21 protein-coding genes and 1 pseudogene are annotated in these 23,404 nt (G+C 46.7%); 10 read left to right on the plus strand and 12 right to left on the minus strand.

Annotated features, from left to right (window positions below; all coding sequences use genetic code 11):
• Positions 1-282 precede the first annotated feature (282 nt).
• The 4 genes from GOL65_RS20925 (at position 283) to GOL65_RS20940 (ending at position 3,026) form a co-directional block, all read left to right on the plus strand.
• Positions 283-933, plus strand: coding sequence for a tellurite resistance TerB family protein (locus tag GOL65_RS20925; RefSeq protein WP_140920230.1), 651 nt, complete (start codon positions 283-285; stop codon positions 931-933).
• Positions 934-1,115: 182 nt separating this feature from the next.
• Complete coding sequence (locus GOL65_RS20930) at positions 1,116-1,613, plus strand: single-stranded DNA-binding protein (RefSeq protein ID WP_140920229.1); 498 nt, start codon at positions 1,116-1,118, stop codon at positions 1,611-1,613.
• Positions 1,614-1,737: 124 nt separating this feature from the next.
• Entirely contained in the window at positions 1,738-2,445 is a 708-nt protein-coding gene (locus tag GOL65_RS20935; RefSeq protein WP_140920228.1) for a hypothetical protein, read from the plus strand.
• A 71-nt stretch (positions 2,446-2,516) separates the two neighbouring features.
• On the plus strand, positions 2,517-3,026 hold the full coding sequence (locus GOL65_RS20940; RefSeq protein ID WP_140920227.1) for a deoxycytidylate deaminase: 510 nt from the start codon (positions 2,517-2,519) through the stop codon (positions 3,024-3,026).
• A gap of 276 nt (positions 3,027-3,302) precedes the next feature.
• Here the strand turns inward: GOL65_RS20940 and GOL65_RS20945 are convergent, their stop codons facing one another.
• Both GOL65_RS20945 and GOL65_RS20950 read right to left on the minus strand, forming a co-directional pair.
• A complete protein-coding gene (locus GOL65_RS20945) occupies positions 3,303-3,632 on the minus strand; it encodes a hypothetical protein (protein WP_140920226.1) in 330 nt (109 codons plus the stop codon).
• A gap of 125 nt (positions 3,633-3,757) precedes the next feature.
• Complete coding sequence (locus tag GOL65_RS20950) at positions 3,758-4,669, minus strand: DMT family transporter (RefSeq protein ID WP_140920225.1); 912 nt, start codon at positions 4,667-4,669, stop codon at positions 3,758-3,760.
• Between the two features lie 130 nt (positions 4,670-4,799).
• Here GOL65_RS20950 and GOL65_RS20955 point away from each other — a divergent pair, with 130 nt between their 5' ends.
• Positions 4,800-5,573 carry an AraC family transcriptional regulator gene (locus GOL65_RS20955; RefSeq protein ID WP_140920224.1) on the plus strand — a complete coding sequence of 258 codons (774 nt, stop codon included), beginning with the start codon at positions 4,800-4,802 and terminating at the stop codon, positions 5,571-5,573.
• On the opposite strand, the gene GOL65_RS20960 is transcribed toward GOL65_RS20955, so the two are convergent.
• On the minus strand, positions 5,574-6,188 hold the full coding sequence (locus GOL65_RS20960; protein ID WP_140920223.1) for a LysE family translocator: 615 nt from the start codon (positions 6,186-6,188) through the stop codon (positions 5,574-5,576).
• 145 nt (positions 6,189-6,333) lie between these two features.
• On the opposite strand from GOL65_RS20960, the gene GOL65_RS20965 reads away from it, so the two are divergent.
• Entirely contained in the window at positions 6,334-7,797 is a 1,464-nt protein-coding gene (locus tag GOL65_RS20965; RefSeq protein WP_140920222.1) for an aminotransferase-like domain-containing protein, read from the plus strand.
• Here the strand turns inward: GOL65_RS20965 and kdpE are convergent.
• The 6 genes and pseudogenes from kdpE to kdpF form a co-directional block, all read right to left on the minus strand.
• Positions 7,787-8,476: a two-component system response regulator KdpE gene (gene kdpE / locus GOL65_RS20970; protein ID WP_140920221.1), complete on the minus strand. Its 690-nt coding sequence runs from the start codon at positions 8,474-8,476 to the stop codon at positions 7,787-7,789. The genes GOL65_RS20965 and kdpE overlap by 11 nt on opposite strands.
• On the minus strand, positions 8,473-11,172 hold the full coding sequence (gene kdpD, locus GOL65_RS20975; protein WP_140920220.1) for a two-component system sensor histidine kinase KdpD: 2,700 nt from the start codon (positions 11,170-11,172) through the stop codon (positions 8,473-8,475). Before kdpD ends, kdpE begins: the two co-directional genes overlap by 4 nt.
• 8 nt (positions 11,173-11,180) lie before the next feature.
• A complete protein-coding gene (gene kdpC / locus GOL65_RS20980) occupies positions 11,181-11,759 on the minus strand; it encodes a potassium-transporting ATPase subunit KdpC (protein WP_140920219.1) in 579 nt (192 codons plus the stop codon).
• A 23-nt stretch (positions 11,760-11,782) separates the two neighbouring features.
• A complete protein-coding gene (kdpB, locus tag GOL65_RS20985; RefSeq protein WP_179038523.1) occupies positions 11,783-13,849 on the minus strand; it encodes a potassium-transporting ATPase subunit KdpB in 2,067 nt (688 codons plus the stop codon).
• 29 nt (positions 13,850-13,878) lie between these two features.
• A pseudogene (kdpA, locus tag GOL65_RS20990) lies at positions 13,879-15,556 on the minus strand (potassium-transporting ATPase subunit KdpA).
• Complete coding sequence (kdpF, locus tag GOL65_RS20995) at positions 15,556-15,645, minus strand: K(+)-transporting ATPase subunit F (protein WP_140920217.1); 90 nt, start codon at positions 15,643-15,645, stop codon at positions 15,556-15,558. Before kdpF ends, kdpA begins: the two are co-directional and overlap by 1 nt.
• Positions 15,646-15,967: 322 nt before the next feature.
• On the opposite strand from kdpF, the gene GOL65_RS21000 reads away from it, so the two are divergent.
• From GOL65_RS21000 to GOL65_RS21010, 3 genes are all read left to right on the plus strand, one after another.
• The gene (locus GOL65_RS21000) at positions 15,968-16,294 is read left to right on the plus strand and encodes a 1,4-dihydroxy-2-naphthoate prenyltransferase (RefSeq protein WP_140920216.1); all 327 of its coding nucleotides are present in this window, start codon (positions 15,968-15,970) and stop codon (positions 16,292-16,294) included.
• Between the two features lie 241 nt (positions 16,295-16,535).
• On the plus strand, positions 16,536-17,879 hold the full coding sequence (locus GOL65_RS21005) for an NCS2 family permease (RefSeq protein ID WP_140920276.1): 1,344 nt from the start codon (positions 16,536-16,538) through the stop codon (positions 17,877-17,879).
• Positions 17,880-18,426: 547 nt separating this feature from the next.
• Positions 18,427-20,076 carry a Na+/H+ antiporter gene (locus GOL65_RS21010; protein ID WP_140920215.1) on the plus strand — a complete coding sequence of 550 codons (1,650 nt, stop codon included), beginning with the start codon at positions 18,427-18,429 and terminating at the stop codon, positions 20,074-20,076.
• Positions 20,077-20,374: 298 nt separating this feature from the next.
• On the opposite strand, the gene GOL65_RS21015 is transcribed toward GOL65_RS21010, so the two are convergent.
• On the minus strand, positions 20,375-20,863 hold the full coding sequence (locus tag GOL65_RS21015) for a cold-shock protein (RefSeq protein ID WP_140920214.1): 489 nt from the start codon (positions 20,861-20,863) through the stop codon (positions 20,375-20,377).
• Positions 20,864-21,051: 188 nt separating this feature from the next.
• Here GOL65_RS21015 and GOL65_RS21020 point away from each other — a divergent pair, with 188 nt between their 5' ends.
• Positions 21,052-21,750, plus strand: coding sequence for an RluA family pseudouridine synthase (locus GOL65_RS21020; protein ID WP_140920213.1), 699 nt, complete (start codon positions 21,052-21,054; stop codon positions 21,748-21,750).
• A gap of 135 nt (positions 21,751-21,885) precedes the next feature.
• Here GOL65_RS21020 and fis read toward each other — a convergent pair whose 3' ends face one another.
• Positions 21,886-22,182 (minus strand): DNA-binding transcriptional regulator Fis, encoded by a 297-nt coding sequence (fis, locus tag GOL65_RS21025; protein ID WP_029096993.1) that lies wholly within the window; start codon positions 22,180-22,182, stop codon positions 21,886-21,888.
• The gene (gene dusB, locus GOL65_RS21030; RefSeq protein WP_140920212.1) at positions 22,164-23,171 is read right to left on the minus strand and encodes a tRNA dihydrouridine synthase DusB; all 1,008 of its coding nucleotides are present in this window, start codon (positions 23,169-23,171) and stop codon (positions 22,164-22,166) included. Before dusB ends, fis begins: the two co-directional genes overlap by 19 nt.
• Positions 23,172-23,404 lie beyond the last annotated feature (233 nt).

The raw sequence follows: 23,404 nt of genomic DNA on the forward strand, positions 1-23,404 counted from the left end.
GCGAATTATCGCACAAAATAAACTGAATGGATATACAGTGTTATGATGTGATTTAGAACAAAAAGCGATCTAATGGTAAGGCAACAAATTAGCACTAATAATTTCAATTAATTGGCCGCTTCTTATTCATATGTATCGGAAAGTTACTGAGAGATGGGATGATAAAAGCGGATATAAATCGTTTGCCTGACATTTGATGGGTTATACATATCTTGACGTTTTTTCTCTTATACTCGGACAAGGTTCGCCTCACTGCGTGACATCAACATATTGTGGAGAGAAATGATGAACAACTGGTTACAACAAATTCAATCGATACTCGGACAAAAAAGTAACGGAGAAAAACCTGAGTCCGGAGGATTAAACGATTTATTAATGCCGGGCGTATTAGGTGGCCTGGCTGGTTTGCTGTTAACCAATAAATCCTCTCGCAAAATGGTAGGAAGTGCTGGCAAAAACGCCCTGGTGATTGGCGGCGGTGCCGCATTAGGTGCGGTGCTTTGGAATAAATATAAACAGCGAGTTAAAGAGACTCAGCAACAGGATGAATCCTCAAGTTCTCAGCCAACGCCAGTAGACCAACGGGCTCGTCGTCTGGTACAGGCGTTAGTTTTTGCTGCTAAAAGTGATGGTCATATTGATGAGCAGGAACAACAGGCGATTAATAATCAGATTCACCAGCTAGGTATTGGTGAACAAGCTGAACAGTGGGTACAACAGGCCATTGAACAGCCACTGGACCCACAAACCTTAGCCTATGGCATCAAAAATGAAGAAGAAGCATTGGAGGTCTATCTGCTAAGTTGTGCGGTAATTGATATTGACCACTTTATGGAACGCAGTTATTTAGATGAACTGGCCAGAGCGCTAAAAATTCCTGATGACGTTAAACAGGGGATTGCTCAGGAGTTGCACGGCAACCCGAATGCCTGATGTTACCACGGCAGGTAAGCCATTGACTGGGAAACGTTATGCAATGGCGGATGTAATTTCATTGTTGTTGTAATAAAGTTTGTGTACTCAATTCCATTTTTTAACGCTTGTGTCCTTCGCCTGTTGCCATGCTACAATCGAGGGATCAGAATTGTATACCTTTACTCATCAGGAGAATCGACATGGCCAGCAGAGGCATCAATAAAGTAATTCTAGTCGGAAATCTGGGTCAGGACCCGGAAATTCGTTATATGCCTAATGGTGGTGCGGTGGCGAATATTACCATTGCGACTTCTGAGAGCTGGCGTGATAAGCAAACCGGTGAGCAAAAAGAAAAAACCGAATGGCACCGTGTGGTGATTTTCGGCAAATTAGCGGAAATTGCAGGTGAGTACCTGCGTAAAGGTTCACAGGTTTATATCGAAGGTTCTCTGCAAACGCGTAAGTGGCAAGACCAGAGCGGTCAGGATCGCTACACCACCGAAGTTGTGGTTAACATTGGCGGCGTAATGCAAATGTTGGGTGGTCGTCAGGGTGGCGGTGAAGGTCAGTCAGCTCAGGGTAGCTGGGGTCAACCACAGCAGCCACAGGCACAGGCATCTCGCCCGGCTCAACAACAAAGTGCACCAATGCAGCAAAATGAACCACCAATGGATTTTGATGACGATATTCCGTTCTGATAAAATCGATTCAGCAAAACAATTCCCAAAGCCCTGTCTCTGACAGGGCTTTTCATTATCTCAGAACTCACTATTATAGAGGATGATTTACCCTATTTTTATTATTACGCTCAATGGATATTGAATGGTACCGCCTTCTTTTTTGTCGAGAATGAATCAGCTAAACCCACTGTTGGTGATTGTGCCACCACTGTTTCTGCTGTTTTTATTGCCTTTCCTGCATGTTTCCGCGTTGGTCACTATTCTGGTTGCCATTGGTTTTCTGATACTGATCCTGGCTGTTTTGCATAAGAAAAAGCGTAATGTTGCGGTACTGATTTTCGTTAGCTTATCGATTATCTGGATTTGGCAGGCTCATTTTACCTGGCAGGGATACTTCTGGATTAATGCGCGTGAGCTGGGGTCACTGGCCCATAAGATTTCCAGCTATGGGAAGATTCGTTCCCTGGGGTTGGGAAATGATGGCAGCTATCAGGATGGCGATCGTATTGTTCATTATGATTCCTATCGTTTTTTGAATGACGTTAGAGTAACTCACTATCCTGATGCTCATAACCCTACTGCCAGCCAGCCGGAATGGTTTATTGATGCTTACTGCCAACAGCATGAGATTTCATTAAAACTGTATTATGAACTGCGTGGCGAGCTGCAAAATCTCAGAATTAGTGGTTTTAGCCTGATGGATAACGGAGATATCTCCTTTATTTTATGGCAAAAAGGCGGCGTGCCCTGGACGATAAATCTGGTTTATATTAAAGATGGCACCCATCCACTGGATGGGGATACATTAGAAAAGCTGAATGCTCACTGGTATATTGCTACCTATTCGTAATTTATTCATCATGATAGTTAATTATCATGAGTATCCCGGCTTTAGCCATTCACACCATCAGGAGCAAGCGTATGGAACGACACGAGTATTATATGAATATCGCCATTGCCGTACGTAAAAAGGCTAACTGCCTTGGGCGTAAAGTTGGGGGCGTGATGGTTAAAGATAACCGAATCATCTCCACTGGTTATAACGGGACGCCGGAAGGAATAAAGAACTGTACCGATGGCGGCTGTATTCGCTGCCGTGACCGCGCCGCCTATAAAGCCAGCGTTGGTTACGATGTTTGTATTTGTGTTCACGCTGAACAAAACGCCATTATTTCCGCAGCGCGTTTTGGCAACCCGGTTGAAGGCTCGGTAGTTTATTCCACATTACGCCCTTGCTTTGACTGTACTAAGTCTATGCTACAGGCCAAAGTTCAGGCGATTTACTACCTTCACGACTGGAAACATCCGATTGGGGAATTGCAGGAACAATATGAACTGCTGCAATCACAATTTCCGGGTGGAGTACATCAGGTTGCCATGGAAGATCCCGAAGCCGACTGGGCTAATGGCGTAACGCTGTCAGGTTCTTGATTGATTTCCCAGGTTCTTCATCGGTTTGGTGGTTTAGCCGTTATACTTAGAATGGCTCATCGGAGGGAGAGGGTGCCGTTGGGGTCGACTTGGCGTAAGCCAACGAAGTGCCCGTAGGCAGCCTAGGCCCGACGCGCTCTGTAGCTAAGTACAGATTGTTTTCCGACCGTGTCCGATGTCAATTTAGGTCTATTGTATTTACGGTCGGAATATCCACTGGTGCTGATTTATTAGGTTTGCTAACGGGTTTAAAAGACAATATTGTCAGACTTATACCTAAAACTCCCCCGTCACATTATCCCAACGCATTAAATCCGGTATCTTGTTATCCCGATAATAAGCAACAAAAATGTCTGTTACTTCCTCTACGTCACTAGTGGTATAATGGTAATGGGAAAACTCTTCACCAAAGACTAACCGGGTTTCAACCATATAGTCGCCATCGGTTAATGCAGCCTGAAGATAGATCGAATTCTCCAGCGGCGTTTGTGGTTCCAGAACGATAAAACTGCCGACATCATCATCGATGCTGGCCACGGATTTACTCAGTATTTGCACGCTAACTTCCGGCAACACCTCACCATCCACCATCAGTTCAAAATTCATTGGCTATCAGTCTCTGTTTATTAACAATCGTGAGTAAGTGCGCTTATTGTAATGTGTTGCTTCGGGGATTCACAGAACATAACCAGATTTCAGCCATAACCAATAAGGCTGAAATCTGATGCGTCCTATTTTCGTTCGACTTCAACAATAGAGACTTTTGGCTTAGCTTTCCCCAAAGGAATATGTACCCGCTGTGCCAAAATAACGCCGATGAGTGAAATAGTGCCGCCAACAAGGTGGTAACTGTGTAATGGTTCACGCAGAAAAATAATGGCAATGATAGCGGTTATCACGGGTGTCAGGTTCATAAACAGTGCCGCTTTGCTGGCTCCCAGCTTCATAACTCCCTGAATCCAGACAAAAGGTGCAATCACCGATGCAGGAATACCGGCGTACAGCACCAATGGAATGTTATTCGCGTTCAGTGAAATATCATCAGTCATCAGAAAATCTGGTAGTAACAACATCATGCCAAAGAAGGATTGGATATAGACCGACTGCCAGTTCGACAGTGGAATTGACCAGAGCTTAGTTAACACCCCATACAGCGCGTAGGCCGTGGCGGCGGTTAGCATCATAAGTTCGCCTTTACCAACTCCCATAGATAGCAGACCCGCAGGATTTCCCCCGCTAATCAGCCATACCAAACCGCAAAAAGAGAGCAGGCCACCAATAACCACTCCCAGCGTTGGAGGAGTTTTCAGTATAAGAATGCTTAAGAGTACCGTCAGCAATGGGATCAGCGAGACAAAGATACCAATAGTCAACGCGCTAATGGTATAGGCCGCGTAGTAAGCCAGACTTTGATACAGCGCCATTCCCAGAAAACCAAGAATTAGCAGTTTCCACCAATAGGGATAGATGCTTTTTCTGCGGCGAATGACGCCCGGCAGAATAAAGGGGGTCATGATAAGTAAGGCCAATGCCCAGCGGTAAAATGAAATTGCCGCAGGCTCAATAGCGCCAGCCGATAGCTTATTGACGATGGCATTAATTGCCCAAATTAGAACGGCAAGCAGGGGAAACAGGTAAGCCATACGGTACATCACTCACAAACAAATATTATCAGGTTGCAGAGTGTACATCTGTCCTGTTTGATAGATATACTTCAAATCAGACAATTCATCACGTCTTTCAGACAATCCTGGTTAAACCCGGTGGAGAGCTATGCCCGGAGAACAGCGTTTTGCATCTACAGAATCGCATCCTGACAGTATTCTGTTTTTTCGTAGTGAAGAGGTGAATGCTAATACCGAGTTTCTCGCTCACTCTCACGAGTGGGGGCAAGTCATTTGCGTAAAGTCAGGGGTATTTGCCCTGAATATTGGCGGACAGCGTTTTTTAGCACCTTGTGGTTTTGCTATCTGGATCCCTGCGGGTATGGAACATTCCAGCTATAACCGCAGGCCAACCCGATTTCGCTCCATTAATATTACGGCCCGTTTTTGTGGTGAAATGCCGGAGCAACCCTGCGTATTGAATATGGGAACCATATGCAGTGCGATTGTAGAATCCTGCTTTGAACGCAATATTATGGTGCCGCTAAATCATGCGGACCGTCGCCTTTGTCGGGTTCTGGTGGATCAACTATCGGTAGCTCCAGTACAACATACCTGGTTACCCGGCAGCGATGATAAATACCTGGCGCCTGTCCTTCAGGCTCTGGAAGCTAATCCATCAGATAATACTTCTCTGGCCCAGTGGGCAAAACGAGTCTATACCACCGAACGTACGTTGGCTCGCCGTTGTAATCAGGAGTTGGGAATGTCATTTAGTGAGTGGCGACAGCGGTTACGTTTTCTGTATGGCATTTCCCTGCTGGAACAGGGAAAAACCGTACAGGATGTGGCGTTGGAAGTAGGTTACAGTTCTGCATCGGCGTTTATTGCTATGTTTCAGCATAATGCCGGAACTACGCCAGAACGCTATCGGCGTGGATAATTACACTAAGGTTTGAAAAGTTCTCCATTCATCCCACAATAACCAAAAAGCAGTCAATGCCAGTGAACCAGCCATCACACCGTTAAACAACCGTAATCGCCAGCCAATTTGCAGCGTTTCCCGCAGTTTGTCACCCATTAGCGCCCATACATAAACACAGGGAAAGCCAACAACGGTAAATGCAGCAGAAAGCAGCAAAGCACTCATGGTGATATCCATTTCCCGCGAGCTAAACAGAATGGCGGCATTGACCAGCATTAACCAGGCTTTTGGGTTAACCCATTGGAACAACATTGCACCTACCATCGACATGGGATGGGCGTGTGCTTTCCCTTCCGGGCTTCCTGCCAGCCAGATCTTCCAGGATAACCACAGCAGGTAGGTACAACCAAAGATCGCCAACGGCAGGCGGATGGATGAAATGTTATTCAAAATTACGCTGAAAGAGAGAGTAATACAAAGACATAACACGCCACAGCCGAGGCTAATACCCACTAAATGCGGCATAGTACGGCGCAGGCCGAAGTTAACACCCGATGTTGCCAGCATCAGATTATTTGGGCCTGGGGTAATACTCATTACAACGATATAACTGATTAAGGCGAAATCTATCATGGCTGTCTCTGTACTAATTATCACAGGTGGTCACGATATAATAGGGGGGACGAATTAAAGGTAACAGATACAGAAAACTGATATTTTAATGGATACAGTTGTGATAGCGTATGGAATTCTTCATGCTTTTTTCCGGAGATCATTAATGCCAGATAATCATGATTTATCGTTATATCTGCAGGTTGCTGATGGTGTTGTTGAATCAATTCGTCGTGGCGTTTTACAGGCAGGAGACAGGTTACCTTCAGTTCGGCATGCGGCACGTAATCGTAATGTAAGTATCAATACGGTGCTGGCAGCCTATCGTAATCTGGAAGATCTCGGTGTTATTGAAGCTCGTCCGCAATCTGGTTATTACGTCAGAGCGCGGTTGCCGGAAGTTAATAAAGTGGTGATGCCGGTGACCCCAGTCTCTTCCCCTAAGTTGGAAGTGCTGGATTTGATCGATATGGTTTTTGCCGCGCAGCAGAATCCTAAATTTACTGATATCTCTTTAGCCTGTCCGGTTGGTGAGGAGTTTTATCCGGCAAAGAAACTGTCCCGTATTTTAAATCAATTGTTACGTTCCCGACCCAATATGATTGGCACTTATAGCCTGCCTCCAGGCAGCTTGAGGCTGCGGCAGCAGATCGCCCGCAGAACGCCTTTGCTGGGAATGTCGCTTAGCGCTGATGATATTATTTTGACCCATGGTTGTCTGGAAGCACTGCAGTTGGCTCTGCGCGCGGTTACTAAACCGGGGGACTGTGTCGGGCTGGAGTCACCAACCTATTTCTATATGATTTCTATGGTGGCGATGTTGGGATTGAACGCGGTAGAGATTCCAACTGACTCACAGCATGGCATTTCGGTTGATGCCGTTGAAGCATTATTGAAAGAGAAAAAAATTGACGCCTTGATGCTGATGCCCAGCGTACAAAACCCACTGGGTTGCAGTATGCCAATAGAGTCCAGACAACGTTTAGCGAAACTGGTTAATCAATATCAGGTTCCCATGATTGAAGACGGGCTTTACTCGGAATTACAGTTTTCTGGCGACCTGTTGCCTGCGGTAAAAGCTTTTGATAAAGATGGCTGGGTGATTTTTTGTACCAGTTTTACTAAGACTTTGGCTGCGGACTTTCGTATTGGCTGGATGTCGGGTGGGCGTTATGCAGAAAAACTGCGCCGGTTAAAAGCGCTTTCATCCATGTCTGAACCAACAGTTCTGGCGGAAACGCTGGGGCAGTTTCTGACCACTGGTGGATACGATCACCATTTACGCGGGCTGAGAAAACGCTATGCTTTTCAGATGCAGGAAGCTCGGGGATTAATCGCCCGCTATTTTCCTCAGGGAACCAGAGCAACTCAGCCTTCCGGAGGCTTTGTATTATGGGTGGAACTTCCGTTGAATGTTGATGGAGTAAAGTTGTTTCATGCTGCGCTGGCAGAACATATCAGCCTGACACCAGGAATGCTGTTTTCACCTAATGGGCGCTACGCGAATGCGTTTCGTCTATCCTATTGTTACACCTTCAATGAGCATTATATTGCAGCTATTAAACGAGTGGGGGAGCTAGCCTGTGAAATGGCGCTCAGTTACCCTGAATCGGAAGAGGTCAGGGCATAAAGCGATATCCGACTCCAATTTCAGTCAGCAGGTGTTTGGGGCGAGCGGGATCCTGCTCCAGCTTTTGTCGCAGGTGCCCCATATAGATACGTAAATAATGACCATGTTCAACACTATTAGGCCCCCAAACACTATTGAGCAACTGGCGCTGGGTTAATACTTTGCCGGTATTTGCTAATAGCTCCGCCAACAGCCGGAATTCGATTGGCGTCAGATGAATGACTTCCCCTGCTTTTAGTACCTGACGATTGACTAAATCAACGCTGATATCTGAAAAGTTGATAACAGGCTCATCTTTACCGTTGTTGGAGCGATGTCGTAATGCCACTCGCACTCGGGCCATTAATTCACTGATACCAAAAGGCTTCACCAGATAGTCGTCGGCACCTGCGTCCAGCGCTTGCACTTTATCCTCTTCAGCGATACGGGCAGAAAGTACGATGATTGGCACCGAACTCCATTGACGCAGGTCGATAATAAAGTCCAAACCGTTACCATCGGGCAGCCCCAGATCCAGAATAATCAGGTCTGGTTTACGGGTGGCGGCCTCCATCAACCCACGTTGTAGCGTTTCACTTTCGTAAACCCGGCAGTTTTCATTTTCCAGTGCGGCCCGGACAAAACGCCTTATCTCTTTTTCATCTTCTACAATAAGAATCGATAGTGAGGGTTGAGTCATGATTCTTCCATACTGGTTATAATTTCGGGTTGTGGTTCCAAAGGTAAAGTGAAATAGAACCAGGCTCCACCATCAGGAGCATTTTCTGCACTGATACTACCACCGTGAAAATGAATAATAGCCTGACAAATAGCCAGACCAAGTCCAATGCCGTGGATGGCCGACTCTTTGTTGCCTCGGGAAAATTTATCAAATATTGCCTGTTCCTGCCCGTGAATAATGCCGGTACCGTTATCTCGTACAATCACTTCAATAGCCTGCTGTTCTGGTTGAACAGTCGCGCTAATATTAATAGTGGCCTGTGGACCTGCGTACTTCACCGCATTTTCCAGAAGATTGAGAAAAACGCGTTCAAGCAGAGATGAATCGCAATTAATCAGCGGTAGATCTAATGGGATATGAATAATGACGTGATTTTTTTCCAGTATCCCTTCCAGGGTATGCAGAGCGCTGCCAACGATTTCCTCCAGCGATTGCCACTCTTTTTTTAGTGTAAAACCTCCGGACTGAATGCGAGCCATATCCAGTAAGTTATTGACCAACTGGGCCGTACTCAAAATATACTGACGAATCTTTTCGGCCTGCTGATAGTGAGGGAGATGATTTCTTTTCAGGTCGGATGCCAGCATATCGGTTTGCCCCAGTAATACCGTTAATGGGGTTCGCAGGTCGTGGGATAATGCCGCCAGCAGAGAATTACGTAGCTGCTCCCGTTCTGAACTTAGTTTTGCCTCCTCGGCAGTTTGAATCAAGTATAGCCGTTCAAGAGCATTAGAGATGAGAACGCTATAGGTTTGCAGCAGTCGCTGCTGTTCCGGCACCATAAGTTGTCTCAGGCTGGTGGGTTCAATGGCTAAAACTCCCAGCGTTCTATTTTGGCTGATCAATGGCTGTAATTGATAAGGAACACTGGGTAAGGTATCGGTGCCAGAGCCTGCAGGCTGGCGTTTATCAAAACACCAGTGAGCGATGGATTCATCAATCACCATCGATAACTGATGGTCTGATTTCACTTGCTGTAATGTGTTATTCCGGTCTGGTAGTAATAATCGGCTTTTGGCGTTAAAACTGCTGTTAATAAAGCGCTCGCTACTGTTAGCAATATCCTCAATAGTTAGTGCCTGACTAAGGACTTTTGACATTTCATACAGATGCCGGGCGCGTTGTTCGCGTAGCCTGGCAACTTTTGCCTGATAGCGCACACCGGAAGTCAGGTTACCGATAACCAGCCCAACACTTAACATGACGCAAAAAGTAACGACATATTGAGCATCGGTGACTGACAGTGACCAGCGGGGCTGAACAAAAAACAGATCGAAGCTGGCAACGTTAATTATTGTGGCAAAAACAGATGGCCAGCGACCATAAAACAGGGCGATGATAACTACGCCGAGCAAATAGATCATGACTATATTCGCCAGATCGAACATAGGCAGCTGCCATTGAGCCAGCAAAGTAATCAAAGAGCAGAGTAAAATAGCAATGGCACAGCCACACAGTTCCAACCGCCATTTCTCGGTAATCGGGCGGCTATCATTCTCTTTAGCAGGTGATGGATTAGGCGTATCTTCTACAGCAATAATCACCAGATCGAGGTCTGGCCCTAATTTCCCCAAGCGATCGGCAAAGCTACCTCGCAATTTCCAACGCTGTTCACTGCGGCGACCGATTAGAATTTTTCCCAGATTGTGTTCCCGGGCGTAGCGCAAAATAGCTTGTTCCTCGTTGGGATCGGAGAGGGTTGCCGTTTCTGCCCCCAGCTCTTGTGCCAGCTTGAGAGACATCAGAATCGCACGCCGTTGGCGTTTAGGCATTTTATGCAGTCGTGGAGTTTCAACATATACTGCATGCCAAATGCAGCCCCGCTTGGCCGCCAGTCGGGCAGCTGCTCTGACTAATTTATCACTACCGGAATGACGGCCGATACACAGCAAAATGGCGTCTCGGGTATGCCACACTCGCTCCTTTTCACCGGATTTTCGGTAGGCTTGCATCTGCTCATCTACCCGATCGGCGGTTCGGCGTAGTGCCAACTCTCGCAGGGCAATCAGATTCCCTTTGCGAAAGAAGTGTTCAATTGCCCGTTCAGCCTGCCCGGGCAGATATACCTTACCCTCATTCAGGCGCTGACGAAGATCGTCCGGTGGAATATCCACCAGAATAACGTCAGTAGCACCATCAAACATATGGTCGGGCACGGTTTCCCGTACCCGAATACCGGTAATACTACCGACGACATCGTTCAGGCTTTCCAGATGCTGAACATTGATCGTAGTGAAAACATCAATGCCGGCATTCAATAGCTCTTCTACATCCTGCCAGCGTTTAGGATGGCGCGATCCGGAGGCGTTAGTGTGAGCCAGTTCATCAATCAGTATCACTGCCGGATGACGAGCAAGGGCAGCATCAAGATCGAATTCTCTGTTTTGGTGGCTACGTAGCTGAATTCGTTTTAATGGCAGTGTTTCCAGTCCATCCAGCAGAGCGGCTGTTTCATCACGCCCGTGAGTTTCAATAATTCCGGCTACTACATCCAACCCCTGAGCTTTCAGGCGTTGCGCTTCCTGCAACATGGCATAGGTTTTTCCTACCCCGGCACAGGCACCAAAAAATATTTTCAACTTGCCCCGGCTCTCGTCATACACCTGTGCAAGCAATTGGTCCGGATCGGGCCGCTGAATTTCATTATCTGACATAACGATGTTTATTGCCCCACCTGAGTTGCGTTATCCAGAGCTAAATTTAGCTCAAGCACATTGACTACGGGTTCACCGAGAATACTCAGCGGTGTTTGTGTATGCAATTTAATTAATTGTCTAATCTGCTCTGGTGTTAAATGGCGGGCAGATGCGATCCTCTGTACCTGAAATTCGGCACTCTGTGGCGTAATATGTGGATCTAACCCACTGGCAGATGCCAGAACCAGCTCGGCCGGAACTGGGGTAACCGCTTCAGGATTTGACTGGCGTAATCGTTGAATATCGGTATCAATACGCTGTTTTAACAATGGGTTACTGCCAGCCAGGTTACTGCCTTCGGATGCGAGCGGATTATAGGGTTCGGAGCTGGTGGCCGATGGTCGACCACTGAAGTAACCCGCCTGACTGAAAGTTTGCCCAATCAGGGCTGAGCCTACGACTTTGTTCTGTACCGTTATTAACGAGCCATTAGACTGTTGAGGGAAGAATAAATGAGCCAGTCCGGTTACCGCCAGAGGATAAATTAGTCCGGTAATCAGCGTGATAAATAACAAAAGCACGATAGAAGGACGTAAATAATTCATATACAGATATCCTGTTTAAGGTGTTATGCCAGACCAATCAGAGTTAGCAACATATCGAGCAGTTTGATACCAACAAATGGCACCAACAAACCACCCAATCCATAGATAAATAAATTGCGACGCAACAATGCCGGAGCAGTCATTGACTTATAGCTCACGCCTTTTAGTGCCAGCGGGATCAGGAAAATGATAATCAGAGCATTAAAGATAACGGCAGAAAGAATAGCCGAGGCTGGCGTACTTAAATGCATAATATTCAGCATATTAAGCTGAGGATAGGTTGCTGCAAATGCGGCTGGAATAATGGCGAAATATTTGGCAACGTCATTGGATATACTGAAAGTAGTTAGTGCGCCTCGGGTCATTAACATCTGTTTGCCAATGTGTACCACTTCAATCAGTTTGGTAGGGTTTGAGTCCAGATCCACCATGTTTCCTGCCTCTTTAGCCGCCTGAGTACCTGAATTCATGGCAACGGCGACATCAGCCTGAGCCAGTGCCGGGGCATCATTGGTACCATCGCCGGTCATGGCGACCAGTCGGCCTTCGGCCTGGTATTGACGAATTAGGGCTAACTTAGCTTCTGGCGTTGCTTCCGACAGAAAATCATCTACGCCGGCTTCTGCGGCAATAGCACCAGCAGTCAGATGATTGTCGCCGGTAATCATCACGGTTTTTATACCCATTAAGCGTAACTGAGCGAAACGCTCTTTGATGCCGCCTTTAACAATATCTTTCAGGGCGACGACGCCCAAAACAGCAAGGTTATCAGCCACGACTAACGGCGTTCCACCAGTACGAGCGACTCGTTCTACCAGTTCGTTAACCTCTGCCGGAAACGCCACCTGATTAGACTGCATATAGTTACGAATCGCATCAACGGCACCTTTGCGTATTTTTCTATCCTGAATATTAACGCCGCTCATCCGGGTTTGTGCTGAGAAAGGAATAAAGGAGGCATTCAGATTGTTGATATCCCGTTCACGCAGATTAAAGCGCTGTTTTGCCAGTATTACTATGCTGCGTCCCTCTGGTGTTTCATCGGCCAATGAGGCGAGTTGGGCTGCATCCGCCAGCGCTTTTTCACTGACTCCGTGGACTGGTAAAAATTCCGATGCCTGACGGTTTCCTAAGGTGATGGTCCCGGTTTTATCCAGCAATAAAACATCGACATCACCCGCGGCCTCCACGGCACGACCGCTGGTGGCGATAACATTGGCCTCCAACATTCTGCTCATACCGGCAACACCAATGGCAGACAGCAAACCGCCAATGGTGGTAGGGATCAGACAAACTAACAGCGCTATCAGGGTAATTACGCCAACCGCAGTTCCTGAATGGCTACTTTCAACGCTGAAGATAGAGAATGGCAGAATAGTGACTGTTGCTACCAGAAACACAATGGTTAAGGCAATGAGTAAAATACTCAGCGCCACTTCATTTGGCGTTTTACGACGTTTAGCGCCTTCAACCATGGCGATCATTCTATCCAGAAAGGTTTCCCCCTGATTAACAGTGCTACGAATGATTAACCAGTCAGACAGAAGGTGAGTACCTCCTGTAACGGATGAGAAGTCACCACCAGCTTCACGAATAACTGGAGCTGATTCACCAGTGATAGCACTTTCATCAACGGAAGCTCCTCCCTCAACGATTTCACCGTCGCAGGGAATGATTTCCCCGGCTTTAACCAGTACGATATCGCCTTTTTGCAGCTGTTCCGATGTGACTTGCTCAGAAGATGCGTCCGGATGAGGTTCTGATAATCTGGTGGCCCAACTGGTTTTCTTAACGCCCTTCAGGCTTTCGGCCTGAGCTTTACTGCGACCTTCTGCCAGTGCTTCAGCTAAATTGGCAAACAAAACGGTAAACCATAGCCATAGGGCAATACTGCCGGTAAACAGCGCATTACCGTTAACGGCATCAGCCATAATCGCCAGCCAGATAGCCGTGGCCATCAGGCTTCCCAAATAGACTACAAACATCACCGGATTATGCCATTGAACACGGGGGTCCAGTTTTTTTACCGCTTCTTTCAACGATTGCTGTACCAGTTTGGCCGCAAATAATGTGTTGTGTTGACGAGTCATAATGATTTCTCTTTGGTTTATCTGCGGAGTTAAAACTGAAGGTATTCAGCAATTGGCCCCAGCGCCAGCGCAGGAACAAAGGTTAAGGCTCCCACCAGTAAAATGGTGCCAATTAACAGACAGATAAATACGGGGCCGTGAGTGGGTAATGTTCCGCTACTGGCTGGCTGTTGTTTCTTCTCTGCCAACGATCCTGCGATAGCTAATACCGGCACAATGACACCAAAACGGCCGACCAGCATCACCAGTGCAAGTAGCAGGTTATAGAATGGGGTATTGACGCTAAGTCCGGCAAAAGCGCTACCGTTATTGTTGGCTGCAGAGGAAAGGGCATACAGGATTTCGGTAAAACCATGAGCACCAGGATTAAGAATAGCGGTTTTACCTGCATCAACGCTCACTGCCAGAGCTGTTCCCACCAGCACCAGAGTTGGTGTAACCAGTATTGCTAAAGCGGTCATTTTTATTTCAGAACTTTCGATCTTTTTGCCTAAATACTCGGGGCTACGGCCAATCATTAATCCGGAGACAAATACTGTCAGCAAAACAAACAGCAACATACCGTAAAGACCTGAACCCACGCCGCCAAAGATGACTTCGCCAATTTGCATCAGCCAGAGTGGAACCATTCCTCCAAGGGCAGTGAAAGAATCATGCATGGCGTTCACCGCTCCACATGAAGCTGCGGTGGTGACCACCGCGTATAGTACAGAGGCGACTAAGCCAAAGCGGCTCTCTTTACCTTCCATGTTGATGTCACTGCTTAATCTTGAAACTGCCAGGTAATCGGGGCCGTTCAGCTCGGCATAAAAAACTGCGATAACCGCTACGATAAAGATCAGCGACATACACCATAAAAGTGCATTACTTTGGCGGGTATCACCAACGGCACGACCAAAAGCCATACACAGAGCACAAGGGATTAGGAATATCGCCAGCATCTGAGCCATGTTGCTGAGGGCCGTTGGGTTTTCAAATGGATGAGCTGAATTAGCGCCAAAGAATCCACCGCCATTAGTTCCCAGTAATTTTATTGCTTCCTGTGAAGCAACTGGCCCCCATTGGCAAAACTTGCGGTACTCCTTCCAATGTTGTCAGATGAAGGTAAGGGCTGACATTTTGGATGACCCCCTGACTGACAAAAAATAGTGCCAGCAGCAAAGAAAGCGGTAACAGAAGATAAATAACGATTCGTGTCAAATCGACCCAGGCATTACCGACCGTTGGGGATAATTTACGGCTAAAAGCGCGAATAAAGACCAAGGCAACAGCAATACCGGTAGCTGCGGATAAAAAGTTTTGTACCGTTAAGCCAACCATTTGGCTGAAATAGCTGAGAGTGTTTTCGCCGCTATAGGCTTGCCAGTTAGTATTAGTGATAAAACTAGCGGCGGTATTCAGTGCAAGATGCCATGACAGGTTCGGCATCTTCTCCGGGTTGAGGGGAAGCCATGCCTGAGTCATCAATAAGACAAACAGCAAGATAAGACCGCAGAGATTAAATACCAGAATGGCCAGGGCATACTGGTATTTAGTCATCTCTTTAGGCTTAACGGTACCGCAGCGCCACAGTTTCTTTTCTATCTGCATGATATGGTGAGGCAATTCGCCATCAATGAGTCGAACCAGTAAACGGCTTAAAGGTAGTGACAGAATGATTAATATGGTTAGAAATGCGGCGATAGTAAGTAGCAGAGTGATGGTCATTAGAAATCCTCCGCATGAAACAGTGCATAAATGAGGTAGCCGAGTAGTGCAATAACAATTAACACTCCGACAATCAGACTTAGGCTCATGATAATTTCCTGAATGGAATCTTTATGGGTAGTACGAGAAGGGTAGCTGCCGGAGTGCAAAGATTTTGATAAAAGACATTTGAAAAGCGTAAAAATAATATAAAAATTTAGGAATAACGATGGGTGAGCAACATACAGAATGTTGTCTGGAGGTGGCGAGTAGCCAATTCCTCCTTTCAGGGGATTTCCCCGAGGCTATTAATTGCTATAGTAGCTGAATTCTCGCAATAGAATTCAGAGCCGGGATAACCGGGCCAAATGCTAAGCAGTTATTCATTTATCTCTTTTGGGCTAATTTCATTTTTAATTTAAGGTTTTATTCATGCTAAGACGCATTTCCTGGATTTTAGGCGCATTATCTCTGCTGGTACCCTTTGCCTTGTACCTGTGGCAGTGGTCGCAGCATCAAAAATTACTGGCATCAGGTCTGGCTGGGGATGAGCTGGGTTGGACTTTAAGCGTAGTATTGGTTGATGTGTTTGTTGCCGGTTTTATTGCGTTTATCGCTTTACTGGTGAATGCCATTTCGCTATATCGTTTGCCGGAAGGCAAGGAGTTTAATCCGGTCGTCAGAATTATTGAATTGGTGCTTTTAGGTCTTCCTCTATTAGCCTGTCTGTTCTTTTTGGGTGTGTCGATGATGCACTAACTTTGGGCTAAACATTCAGCATATTTTATTAGTCCGCTTATTGTTGTTTTGTTACTGAATAACACAACAATAAGCGGTTTTTGTTTCTTCAAGTTACCTCCCGCGTAAAAATCTCTCAAAATTTGATAATAAAAGTTGAAATGGGGGTATATAAGCTCAGATAATCGTTTGCCTTAATTATTTATACTGATTTTTACTCCTTTTGAGGACATCACCAATGTCGAATGTTAACGATCGGGACATGAGTTCTTCCGATCAGAAAGGTTCTCTTGACCGTTATTTTAAGATTTCTGCTCGGGGCAGTAGCGTCCGTCAGGAAATTTTGGCTGGCCTGACAACTTTTCTGGCGATGGTTTACTCCATCGTAGTGGTTCCGAGTCTGTTAGGACAAGCGGGTTTTCCGGTTGAAACCGTGTTTGTTGCCACTTGTCTGGTTGCGGGGCTGGGCTCTTTAGCTATGGGCCTGTGGGCTAACTTACCTATGGCGGTAGGTTGTGCTATCTCTCTTACCGCATTTACTGCGTTTAGTCTGGTATTAGGGCAAGGGCTTTCTATTCCTGTGGTGCTGGGCGCCGTGTTCCTGATGGGGGTACTGTTTACCCTGATCTCTGCTACCGGCATTCGTGCATGGATTCTGCGTAATATTCCTATCGGAATTGCGCATGGTACCGGTATTGGTATCGGGCTGTTCCTGCTGATGATTGCCACCAGCGGTATTGGTGCCGTAGTGAAAAACCCTGGCGCGGGTTTACCGGTACAGTTTGGTGATTTCACCTCATTTCCTGTGATGATTGCCTTTATTGGTCTGGCAGTGATTATTGGTTTAGAACGCCTGAAAGTACCGGGTGGTATTCTGCTGGTGATTGTGGCCATCTCTGCATTGGGTCTGATCTTCGATCCGGCGGTAACCTATAAAGGTATGAGTTCAATGCCATCACTGGTGGCAAAAGATGGTACCTCACTGATTTTCAGTCTGGATATTATGGGCGCTCTGCAACTGGCAGTTCTGCCGAGTATTCTGGCGCTGGTAATGACGGCAGTGTTTGATGCGACCGGTACTATCCGTGCGGTTGCCGGACAGGCTAACCTGTTGGACAAAGATGGTCAGATCATCAACGGCGGTCGTGCACTGACAACGGACTCCGTCAGCAGTATGTTATCTGGTCTGGTGGGGGCGTCTCCTGCTGCCGTTTATATTGAGTCTGCTGCAGGTACCGCTGCGGGTGGACGTACGGGATTAACTGCTCTGGTGGTTGGCGTACTGTTCCTGCTGCTGCTGTTCTTCTCCCCATTAGCCGGTCTGGTTCCGGGTTATGCCACGGCACCTGCGTTAATGTATGTTGGTTTACTGATGCTGAGTAACGTTGCTCGTTTGGATTTTGACGACTTCGTTGATGCGATGGCTGGGTTGATTTGTGCGGTATTTATCGTATTAACCAGCAACATCGTAACCGGTATCATGCTGGGCTTCGCTTCTCTGGTAATTGGCCGTGTCTGCTCAGGTGAGTGGAGAAAGCTGAATATTAGTATTGTGCTGATTGCTGCGGCGCTAGTGACTTTTTACGTTGGTGGTTGGGCTATTTAACGCTATTTTCTGACTGGCTTTGCTGTTTTATCATGTTTGGGGTAAATCAGTGAAGCCTAATTAATCGACATCAATGAATATTCAGACCATAGGAATGATGTGCTCAAATATTCACTAAGTGTGGTTAGCAAATACATTGTACTCAGCTCTGGAGTGCGTCGGGCCTACCTTTCCTAGGGGCCGTTACAAAACACCTCCGGTGTTTTGCCCTTCGGGCCAGCGCTAGCGCTGTTCAAACAGGCTTTGCCTGTTTGTCGTTGGCTTACGCCAAGCCGACCCCAACGGACAACGCTTGCGTTGCCCCGAAGGGCAGGCGTTAGCCTGTAAAGCTCTCCCTCCGATTGGTTATTTTAAAACACATACTGATTTTAAATTCCTTCTCTTTTTTCTGTTTTCTCTCTTTATTTCTGCTGTACTTACCTGATATACGAGTTGCATTGTAAAAGGCACATTTTACTTTTAGCTATAAAAGGTATGGTGCTATTTTATTACTACCGCTTTTTTAATAGGTGGCAGGGGTGTTTTGTCCGGTAGTTATGAGGGATGTATGGAAATATTTTTTACGATTCTGATTTTAATTTTGGTAGTTTCTCTTTCGGGGGTGGTTACCCGAATGTTACCTTTCCAGATCCCTCTTCCTTTGATGCAAATAGCCTGTGGTGCGCTATTGGCCTGGCCAACTTTTGGCTTGCACGTCAATTTTGACCCTGAGCTGTTTTTGGTTCTGTTTATTCCTCCTTTGCTGTTTGCCGACGGTTGGCGTACTCCGTTGCGCGAGTTTTTGCATCACGGTCGTGAAATTTTAGGATTAGCGTTAGTGCTGGTGGTGTTAACGGTAGTCGGCGTTGGTTATTTGATTCATCTGATTATTCCAAGTATTCCGCTGGTAGCAGCGTTTGCGCTGGCCGCTGTATTGTCGCCGACGGATGCAGTAGCGTTAGGCGGCATAGTAGGCGAAGGTAAGATCCCTAAATCCATCATGGGGGTTCTGGAAGGGGAAGCATTAATGAACGATGCTTCCGGTCTGGTTTCTCTTAAACTGGCAGTTGCTGTCGCCATGGGAGTCATGGAGTTTACGGTTTATGGTGCAACAGTGGACTTTTTCATTGTTGCTGTTGGCGGTGTGTTATCGGGTATTGCCATTACCTGGCTATACAGTAAATCTTTACGTCTGCTTAGCCGTTGGAGTAGTGATGACCCGGCAACGCAAATTGTATTGATGTTATTGCTGCCTTTTGCTTCTTATCTGGTGGCGGAACACCTTGGCTTCTCGGGAATTTTGGCATCGGTAGCGGCGGGCATGACTATCAGCCAGTCCGGTGTTATTCGTAACGCACCTTTGACTATGCGGTTAAGAGGTAATAGCGTTTGGGCGATGTTGGAGTTTGTGTTTAACGGCATGGTGTTCATCATGTTGGGGCTGCAACTGCCGGATATCCTTTCTGCTTCAATACTGCAGGCGGAAAGCGACCCTAATGTTGAAGTCTGGCACCTGTTTATGGATATCGTCTGGATCTATTTTGCGCTGATGATTATGCGCTTCCTGTGGATCTGGTTGATGAAAGTTTACAGTAAGCGCTTCCTCAAAAAGCATCCTCTACTATTTGCTACCTATGGCGCACGTGAAATCTTTATTGCTACTTTCGCCGGGGTTCGTGGCGCTATTACGTTAGCAGGTGTGCTCTCAATACCGTTGCTGTTAACCAGCGGCCTTCCTTTCCCTGCTCGTTATCAATTAGTGTTTTTAGCCACGGGAGTCATTCTGTTTTCTCTGGTGATGGGGGTGATTCTTTTGCCTCTGCTGCTTAGAGGGTTAGTGGTTACCGACAAGGCTACGCTGGAGGAAGAGGTGCGAGTGGCCTGGGCATCTATGGCGGAAGTTGGGATAGTGAGTCTGGAGAAACTACGCGACCGCATTGAAGCCAGTAGTGAAGAGAACGTTGATCCACATATGCTAACCGAGGTCAGTTCAAGAGTTATTGGTACTTTACGCAAGCGGATTTATACCAATGATGAACGTGCCCGGGCGTTGGAAGATGAGCAACTGGAACGACGTTTTCGTTTAACGGCACTAAGAGCTGAACGCGGTGAGCTTTACCACCTGCGGGCAACTCGCAAAATCAGCAACGAGACGCTACAGAAGGTGCTGTATGACCTGGATCTGCTGGAGACGTTGTTGGTGGATAAGGTGCATTGATATAGTTACCAGAGCGTGAATATGACGTCAGGCGTTTTTTAGATGATAAAGTCAGCTAGTTCAGTTTAGCCCTTTAAAATAGTCAATCGTTGGGAGGGACGGGCGTGGGGGTCGACTTGGCGTTAGCCAACGAAGTGCCCGTAGCCCGGCCAGGCCCAACGCGCTCCATAGCTAAGTACAGACGGTCTTCCGGTCGAGCACAAAGTGAATATGAACACTTCAGATTTTACGACCGGAATATCCATTGGTGCCGATTGATTAGGTTTCGTCTGTTATGCGGTTTTCATTACTGCCTGAATTATTTCAGACCTTCGAGCAGTTTCACTGTGGCATCCACATCTATCTCATCTTCCGAGAAGATTAAGGTTGTTCCCTGAAAGGTGGTGATTGCCAGCTTCTTCAGCGTACGCATTTCGCCAGGCTTAGTAGCTGATTTCGGTCTGATACTATTCATCAGTATACCTACAGACATCACCACATTGTCTTTATCAATATGGGGATCGGCTGATACTTCTTCGCTGTAAACCAGATAAGATCTGATCGATGTAAGTTTAAGGCGCTCGCCCGCGATATAGATGTATTTGCTTTCCGGGATGACTTTTACAGAATGAGCTGACAAACCGTTGTTATTAGTCGTGGGTTCGAAAGTTACCGCCGCATCTTTCTTAATCAGATCAGGATTGGCGACTTTAATCACATGAAAATAACGGTTATCACCGTTTTCATCTTTGATAAATCCAAAACCTTTATCTTCAAACCACGTTGTGATTGTTCCATTCATCGCCATTACCGCCTACTTAATCGTTTATTCACTCAGTTTTTGCAACGCGCAGTGTAAAGCACAATTGCGGCGTAGACTACGTCTTTGGTTTAAGTCTGGCTGATAAATTTCAAGGATGCGAGGTGAATGACCAGATTCGCCAGTCGGTTTAAAATTGGTTATCATCCGCTCTCACACTCCATCCGGGTAGCCTGATGTCTAAGATTATTGATACCTTTATTGCTCCGCGGTGCCATGACAAGATAGAGATCCTCTATCAGGACGATCACCTGGTGCTTATCAATAAACCCGCAGAGCTGCTCAGCCTGTCAGGAAAAAATCCGCAAAATATCGATTCGGTGCACCATCGGCTGGTACAGCTATTCCCCGGTTGCACTCTGGTCCACCGCCTTGATTTTGGTACTTCAGGGCTGATGGTGGTTGCTCTTAATAAGGCTATAAATGCCTCTCTCTGCCAACAGTTCAGCCAGCGTACAGTAACCAAAGTATACAGTGCGCTGCTTTGTGGACATCTGGATAATAACCAAGGAGTGATAGATGCTGCGATTGCCAAAGACCCAGCCTTGTTCCCACTGATGTCCATTTGCGCAATCCACGGCAAGCCAGCTCGTTCCCGCTATCGGGTCGCTGAACGCTTTTATCATGAGTTGGAAAATGGGTCGTTACTGCCATTGACGCGAGTAGAGCTAACTCCGGAGACCGGACGTACTCATCAACTCCGTATCCATTGTCAGCAGTTGGGTCATCCGATTTTAGGTTGCGATCTGTATGGCGGCCGCATACAGCCAGGTACCGAATGGACATCACGGCTGATGCTGCACGCCAGTGAGCTGCATTTTGTTCATCCCGTCAGCAAAGAGTGGGTCAAAGCTCATAATTCCAGCCCGTTCTGAAAGTAAAGTCCGACGTTTGTTGATGTTAAGTCAAATGACGGTATTAAAATGAAAATTTTGCCAGATAGCTTTCAATAAAAAAGGCGCTTACCCAAACAGGGTAAGCGCCTTCTTAAATCAGTTAACTGACTAGTATCAGTTCATACCGTATTTTTTCAGTTTCTTGCGCAGAGTACCACGGTTGATACCCATCATGGTTGCAGCGCGGGTCTGGTTACCGCGAGTGTACTGCATGACCATATCCAACAGAGGTTGTTCAACTTCGGCCAGTACCAGTTCATAAAGATCGTTAACGTCTTGACCGTTAAGCTGAGCAAAGTAGTTCTTTAATGCCTGTTTAACCGAATCACGCAGAGGTTTTTGAGTGACCTGGTCTTGTGAATTTACGGTAGCGACGGTTAGTACGTCAGAATTTACGCGTTGTTCGAACATAGTTCTGTTAGCTCTTCTATCTGTTTAAGCAAAATTTCAAAATATGCCCCCAGTGCATCCAGTTGCTCATTGGCATTCTCGATTGCATTGAAGGTGCGCCGAAACTGGTCATTTGGGGCATGTTCCTGCAAGTACCAGGATACGTGCTTACGTGCGATGCGGAGTCCTTTGCCTTGACCGTAAAAGTCGTGCAGTTCTCTCACATGCGAGGTTAACAAGCGTTCCACTTCGCCGAGTGGCATTGGTGGTAACAGCTCCCCAGTGTCCAGATAATGCTGGATTTCCCGGAAGATCCAAGGTCTTCCCTGAGCCGCTCGTCCTATCATCAGAGCATCGGCTCCGGTATAGTCCAAAACAGTTCTGGCTTTATGCGGGTCAGTGATATCCCCGTTAGCAATAACCGGAATATCTACGTTCTGCTTAACCGATCGAATGCTGTCATATTCAGCCTCACCGTTGAATAAACAACGACGAGTACGTCCATGTATGGTAATGGCCTGAATACCACTGCGTTCTGCCAGTTGGGCAATTTCAACACAGTTGCGGTTTTCCGGATCCCAGCCGGTACGAATCTTTAATGTGACCGGAACGTCAACGGCGTTCACTACAGCACTAAGAATCTTTCCAACCAACTCCGGATACTGCAACAGTGCAGATCCTGCCAGCTTGCGGTTAACTTTTTTGGCCGGACAGCCCATATTGATATCAATAAGCTGTGCTCCGTTTTCCACATTAATGCGCGCCGCTGCCGCCATATCTTCCGGATCGCATCCGGCGATTTGAACGGCCCGAATACCGAGCTCATCAAGGTGTACCATGCGCAATCTCGACTTATCGGTACGCCAGACTTCCGGGTTGGAAGAGAGCATTTCCGAAACTGTCATTCCAGCTCCCATCGCATAACACATCGTTCTGAAAGGGCGATCTGTTATTCCCGCCATTGGAGCGGCGATTAAACGATTTGTTAGCTGAAGGTTACCAATGCGCATCGACAACGAAGACCATATATGTCTGCAAGGGCGCGTATATTACGCATTTTTTGAACCAGATGAAAGGACAAACTTTGAACAATTGACGACTAAAATCAAAGAAATTAAAGCCCCACAGTGATTCATGATTTATTCATCATATTTAACAATGAGTTATTATAAGGTTTGATTTTTTCATGGTTTAGAAAAATTCCGCACTATTGGTTAATTCTCTAACACTTTATAAGGCGATT

This window comes from Limnobaculum xujianqingii, assembly GCF_013394855.1.
Classification (GTDB): domain Bacteria; phylum Pseudomonadota; class Gammaproteobacteria; order Enterobacterales; family Enterobacteriaceae; genus Limnobaculum; species Limnobaculum xujianqingii.

Coding starts and splice junctions, on each gene's coding strand:
- GOL65_RS21015 (WP_140920214.1), bottom strand. CDS start 20,863: ATGGCGATGAATGGAACAATCACAACGTGGTTTGAAGATAAAGGTTTT.
- kdpC (WP_140920219.1), bottom strand. CDS start 11,759: ATGAATTATTTACGTCCTTCTATCGTGCTTTTGTTATTTATCACGCTG.
- GOL65_RS20950 (WP_140920225.1), bottom strand. CDS start 4,669: ATGGCTTACCTGTTTCCCCTGCTTGCCGTTCTAATTTGGGCAATTAAT.
- dusB (WP_140920212.1), bottom strand. CDS start 23,171: ATGCGCATTGGTAACCTTCAGCTAACAAATCGTTTAATCGCCGCTCCA.
- kdpB (WP_179038523.1), bottom strand. CDS start 13,849: ATGACTCGTCAACACAACACATTATTTGCGGCCAAACTGGTACAGCAA.
- GOL65_RS20930 (WP_140920229.1), top strand. CDS start 1,116: ATGGCCAGCAGAGGCATCAATAAAGTAATTCTAGTCGGAAATCTGGGT.
- GOL65_RS20945 (WP_140920226.1), bottom strand. CDS start 3,632: ATGAATTTTGAACTGATGGTGGATGGTGAGGTGTTGCCGGAAGTTAGC.
- GOL65_RS21000 (WP_140920216.1), top strand. CDS start 15,968: ATGCTAAGACGCATTTCCTGGATTTTAGGCGCATTATCTCTGCTGGTA.
- GOL65_RS21020 (WP_140920213.1), top strand. CDS start 21,052: ATGTCTAAGATTATTGATACCTTTATTGCTCCGCGGTGCCATGACAAG.
- GOL65_RS20940 (WP_140920227.1), top strand. CDS start 2,517: ATGGAACGACACGAGTATTATATGAATATCGCCATTGCCGTACGTAAA.
- GOL65_RS21005 (WP_140920276.1), top strand. CDS start 16,536: ATGAGTTCTTCCGATCAGAAAGGTTCTCTTGACCGTTATTTTAAGATT.
- kdpE (WP_140920221.1), bottom strand. CDS start 8,476: ATGACTCAACCCTCACTATCGATTCTTATTGTAGAAGATGAAAAAGAG.
- GOL65_RS20935 (WP_140920228.1), top strand. CDS start 1,738: ATGGTACCGCCTTCTTTTTTGTCGAGAATGAATCAGCTAAACCCACTG.
- GOL65_RS21010 (WP_140920215.1), top strand. CDS start 18,427: ATGGAAATATTTTTTACGATTCTGATTTTAATTTTGGTAGTTTCTCTT.
- GOL65_RS20955 (WP_140920224.1), top strand. CDS start 4,800: ATGCCCGGAGAACAGCGTTTTGCATCTACAGAATCGCATCCTGACAGT.
- GOL65_RS20960 (WP_140920223.1), bottom strand. CDS start 6,188: ATGATAGATTTCGCCTTAATCAGTTATATCGTTGTAATGAGTATTACC.
- kdpF (WP_140920217.1), bottom strand. CDS start 15,645: ATGAGCCTAAGTCTGATTGTCGGAGTGTTAATTGTTATTGCACTACTC.
- GOL65_RS20925 (WP_140920230.1), top strand. CDS start 283: ATGATGAACAACTGGTTACAACAAATTCAATCGATACTCGGACAAAAA.
- GOL65_RS20965 (WP_140920222.1), top strand. CDS start 6,334: ATGCCAGATAATCATGATTTATCGTTATATCTGCAGGTTGCTGATGGT.
- fis (WP_029096993.1), bottom strand. CDS start 22,182: ATGTTCGAACAACGCGTAAATTCTGACGTACTAACCGTCGCTACCGTA.
- kdpD (WP_140920220.1), bottom strand. CDS start 11,172: ATGTCAGATAATGAAATTCAGCGGCCCGATCCGGACCAATTGCTTGCA.